Raw genomic sequence first — 1,567 nt, 5'->3', positions numbered from 1 at the left:
TTTTTTTTTTTGTCTCTCTCTTATTCTCTAACCACCCCCCCCCCTCGCGGGGGGGGGGGGGCCTCCCCCCCCCCGGCCCGCCCCGCCTCGACGACGAGAAGTTCGTGCTGGAGCAGGCGAAGAAGATCGACGAGTTCGCCGACCGCAAGCTGCAGAAACTCACGCCGGGCGAGTTCATGGAGATGTTCTATGCCGCGGTGGAGCAGGACGCGTGGCTGCTGTACGTGCACGGTGGTGTGCTCGGTGTCGTAGTCGGCGCGATCCACCTGCTCATCTTCGGCTGGTAGCCACAAATAACAAGCACGCGTGCTTGCATTTTTCTCGGGCCGCTGAGATTCTTGGTGACGAGGCGCACCCGTACCGGGCCGCGCCATGATCGGCAAGGGAACAGATGGCTGACCTCGCAGCGCTCCTCGACGACTTCGCCGCCGAATGCGCGGATCTGGAAAACCTGGTCGCACCGCTGACCCCCGAACAGTGGCAGACGCCGACCCCGTCGCCCGGCTGGGACATCACCACCCAGATCGCCCACCTGACCTGGACCGACGAGGTGTCCGAGCTGGCCGCCACCGACGGCGAGACCTTCACGAAGCTGCTGGCCGAGGCCGCGCCGAAGATGTTCACCTTCGTCGACGAGGCCGCCGAGGAAGTGGCGCAGACCCCGCCCGCCGAGCTGCTCGTGCGCTGGCGCGCCGGCCGCGACGAGCTGATCGCCGCGCTGGCCGCCGTGCCGGCCGGCACCAAGCTACCCTGGTTCGGCCCGCCGATGAGCCCGGCGTCGATGATCTCGGCCCGCATCATGGAGACCTGGGCGCACGGGCAGGACGTCGCCGACGCGCTAGGCGTCGACCGCACACCGACCGCCCGGCTGCGCACGGTGGCCCACATCAGCGTCCGGACCAGGAACTTCGCCTACACCGTCCACGGTGAACCCGGGCCGGCCGAGGAATTCCGGGTGGAACTGACCGCACCCGACGGCACCCTGTGGACCTGGGGCCCCGAGGACGCGAAGCAGCGCGTCACCGGTCCGGCCGTCGACTTCTGCCTGGTCGCCACCCAGCGCCGCCATCGCGACGACACCGCGCTGGTCACCGAGGGCCCGGACGCCGAACACTGGCTCGGCATCGCACAGGCCTTCGCGGGTCCGCCCGGCCCAGGCCGCGAAGCAGGCCAGTTCGCCTGAGAAATATCCCCGAACAGGCGAGCGTCAGTCTTTGAGCGCCATCCGTGCCGACTGCCCGGACTTCGTTGGCCGGGGTTGACCGCCGTGGCAGTCGTGAATGACGCTCGCCTGCCTACCCGGGATACCCACCGAGTGGATGTGAGAAACAACCACGCCCTCGAACACCGCGCTGACTACGACTTATAGGTCACGCGTCCAGATGTGGTCCTGCTCTCACCGAATGGAGAGTGCTAACTCCAGCTAGCACCCCGTACGGTGGAATTCAGGGCGTGGCTTTCAACGATTCCGGCCCCGTTCCCTCGGGTTTAACCACACGCAGGAAGTCCCGCAACGTGACCGCCCAGCGACCAACGCAGATAGTGCGCCTGTCAGCGACCGTCAAAG

The 1,567-nt window shown here is 67.1% G+C and carries 1 protein-coding gene and 1 pseudogene; both read left to right on the top strand.

From position 1 onward, the window contains the following. Positions 1-287 (top strand): annotated as a pseudogene (locus ACFWPJ_RS32410) (hypothetical protein); the annotation flags it as partial. Between the two features lie 104 nt (positions 288-391). Further along, on the top strand, positions 392-1,183 hold the full coding sequence (locus tag ACFWPJ_RS32405) for a TIGR03084 family metal-binding protein (RefSeq protein WP_378857276.1): 792 nt from the start codon (positions 392-394) through the stop codon (positions 1,181-1,183). The last annotated feature ends 384 nt before the right edge of the window (positions 1,184-1,567 follow it).

Origin of the sequence: Nocardia sp. NPDC058497 (assembly GCF_042720195.1) — a bacterium.
Lineage (GTDB): Bacteria > Actinomycetota > Actinomycetes > Mycobacteriales > Mycobacteriaceae > Nocardia.
This window is presented reverse-complemented; position numbering and strand designations above follow the sequence as displayed.

Coding starts and splice junctions, on each gene's coding strand:
- ACFWPJ_RS32405 (WP_378857276.1), top strand. CDS start 392: ATGGCTGACCTCGCAGCGCTCCTCGACGACTTCGCCGCCGAATGCGCG.